4 protein-coding genes are annotated in these 2,530 nt (G+C 68.3%); 3 read left to right on the forward strand and 1 reads right to left on the reverse strand.

The annotated features are described in order from the left end of the window. The 3 genes from ACFHVL_RS31100 to ACFHVL_RS31110 form a co-directional block, all read left to right on the forward strand. Positions 1 to 242 (forward strand): response regulator transcription factor (locus ACFHVL_RS31100; protein ID WP_416632184.1); only part of this gene is annotated, 242 nt, incomplete at its 5' end. A gap of 53 nt (positions 243 to 295) precedes the next feature. After that, the gene (locus ACFHVL_RS31105; RefSeq protein WP_416632185.1) at positions 296 to 787 is read left to right on the forward strand and encodes a hypothetical protein; all 492 of its coding nucleotides are present in this window, start codon (positions 296 to 298) and stop codon (positions 785 to 787) included. Continuing rightward, on the forward strand, positions 784 to 1,716 hold the full coding sequence (locus tag ACFHVL_RS31110; protein ID WP_416583157.1) for an oxidoreductase: 933 nt from the start codon (positions 784 to 786) through the stop codon (positions 1,714 to 1,716). Before ACFHVL_RS31105 ends, ACFHVL_RS31110 begins: the two co-directional genes overlap by 4 nt. Positions 1,717 to 2,104: 388 nt before the next feature. On the opposite strand, the gene ACFHVL_RS31115 is transcribed toward ACFHVL_RS31110, so the two are convergent. Then, on the reverse strand, positions 2,105 to 2,269 hold the full coding sequence (locus ACFHVL_RS31115; protein ID WP_416632187.1) for a hypothetical protein: 165 nt from the start codon (positions 2,267 to 2,269) through the stop codon (positions 2,105 to 2,107). Between the last annotated feature and the right edge of the window lie 261 nt (positions 2,270 to 2,530).

Consider the following 2,530-nt stretch of genomic DNA (forward strand, 5'->3'; position numbering starts at 1 on the left):
ATGATGAACATCCTCCCGAGGAGCACACAGCCCCTCTGAGCTGGGATGTCCGTCAAACCGGGTCAGGCCCAGTCCGGCTGCTCGCCGCCGGCTACAAGGACGAGGCGACTGCCCGCGAGCTCCGCATATCGGTACGCACCTACCGGCGTCACGTGGCGACGCTGATGGAGCGGCTGAACGCCGAGTCGCGTTTCCAGGCCGGCATCCAGGCGGCCAAGGCAGGCCTGCTCGCGGCTACTTGACACTTGCTGCCAAGTAGCGGACGATAGGCATCCCGTAGCCGAAGGGGCTTGTCATGCGACATGCGAGCGAACGCGACGAACTCGCGGCCCATCTGGCCGGTCTGATCGCCTCCCGCCTGCTGGATCCCCTGGAAATCCTGCTGGAGTCCGATCTGGCCGACGTCCGCGAGCGCGTCACCACCCTGTCCGCCACGATGGCCGACCAACTGCTGGACCACAACGAGCAGCGGGCTGCCCGCGTCGCGATCCGGCTGGTCTCCACGCTGTACCCCAGCGACGAGCCGTTCCGGCCGACAGCCACCTGGTGGGCCACCCCCTTGGGACAGATCGTGGTCCGTCTCGTCGGCCACCCGAGCGCCGAGTCGGTGTCCTACGCGGAGGCGGGCGCCATGCTCGGCATCAGCCGTCAAGGGGTGCACGACCTGGTCGTGCGCAAAAAGCTCGAACGCCACCCCTCCGGCGGCGTCACGACCATTTCCATCCAGGCCCGACTGAAAACCCGCGCTGCGGCCCTGCTGCGCGCCCAGCAAGAGGAGAAGAAGTGACTACAGACAACAAGCCAACCGCCAGCGCGGGCCATCTGACGATCGGCAAGAAGCACGTGGCCCGCCTCGGCTTCGGCGCCATGCAGCTCCCCGGCCCGGGTTCATGGGGTCCGCCCGCCGACAAGGACGCCGCCATCGCCGTCCTGCGCACCGCGATCGAGTTGGGCGTCGACTACATCGACACCGCCGGCTTCTACGGCCCGCACGTGGCCAACGACCTGATCCGCGAGGCACTGCACCCCTACCCTGACCACGTCGTAATCGGTACCAAGGTCGGCGTGGTCCGCGACGAGTGGCGCGCTTGGAACGCCGCGGCCTCCCCGGAACAGCTCCGTGAGCAGGTCGAGGAAAACCTGAGCCGGCTCGGCCAGAACCGCCTCGACCTAGTCTACCTGCGGGTCGGCGGCGACGGCCTGCTCTTCCCCGACGAGGTACCCTTCGCCGAGTCCCTGGAGGCGCTGGCCGAGCTGCACCGCAAGGGCCTCATCCGCAACCTGGGCCTCAGCGGTGTCACCGTCGAGCAGCTTGAGCAGGCCCGGTCGATCGCGCCCATCGCCGCCGTGCAGAACAGGTTCCACCTCATCGATCGCGGCAGTGCCGAAGTCCTGCAGATCTGCGCCGACAACGGCATCGTCTTCGCGCCCTACTTCCCGCTGGCCGCCGGCATGTTCCGCCCTGACCTCGACAAGTCCCAGATCCCACCGGGCATGGGCCTCAACGATGTCCAGGAGGCGACGCTCGACCGCATCGCCAAGGAGCACGAGGCCACCCGGCCGCAGGTGGCCCTGGCCTGGTTGCTGGCCTACTCGCCGGCCACCCTGGTCATCCCGGGTACCAGCTCGGTGGCGCACCTGCGGGAGAATCTGGCCTCGGCCGAGCTGACCCTGACCCCGGCCGAGGTGGACGAGCTCACCGCGCTCGCGGGCTGAGCGACCGACGACCAGCGGGCGTGTCCCGCGAGGTGTTCCGGACGACGCCGTCGCCTGACGCCGGGTTTCCGGCGGTGATACCTCGCGGGGCCCGCGGACAGCTTCTCAGCCGCTCGGTCGACAACGGCCTGCGCTACGTCGCGGACCTTCCGGCTGAATTCCGGCTGTTGGCCTGCGGGTTCAGGTGCCTGTAGACCGCGGCGAAGCCGTCGTTGTTGGTGCGACTTGCCGGTTCGCGACCCTGGTGCTGGACGGCAGGCGTGTTCGTTCGGTTGCGGCATCCGAGCGCGGTTGGGCTGGTTGAGCTTGCCGCGCCTGCGGCCGGAGCGGTGCCGCACCCCTCCACCGGTGATCGGCGTGACCAAGATCCGTCCGGGTACGTCGATGGTCACGGCAGTTCCAGGAACTCACGAAGCGCTGTGTCGACGGCGTTCATGGTGGTGTGCGAGACGAAGCCGTGGTTGTCGCGTAGTGCGGTCCAGTCCAGGATCTGCACGACGCTGTGGATTCTGACGTATGCGCCGGTGAGCGGGGCGTCGCCGTCGAGGCGCACCCCTCTCGGTCAGGATGGTGTGAGACACCCCGTGTGAGTGGGGTGCTGACCTGAGGACGGGGGATCGGAGATCCTTGTGTACGTGTCCACTTCATCTGGCAAGCAGCCGGCCACCGGCAGCGGGGCCGACCCGGCGCCGAAGCCGTCGCGGCGGGTCTTCAGCCCGGAGTACAAGCTCGCGATGGTCGCCACGCCCCGAACGGCGAGAAAGGCGCGATCCTGCGCCGGGAAGGCCTGTACTCGTCACACATCATCGAGTGG

Source organism: Micromonospora sp. LOL_023, assembly GCF_048060115.1.
Lineage (GTDB): Bacteria > Actinomycetota > Actinomycetes > Mycobacteriales > Micromonosporaceae > Micromonospora_E.

What these genes read in the sequence shown, in the direction of transcription:
- ACFHVL_RS31105 (WP_416632185.1), top strand. Translation starts at nt 296, where the DNA reads ATGCGACATGCGAGCGAACGCGACGAACTCGCGGCCCATCTGGCCGGT.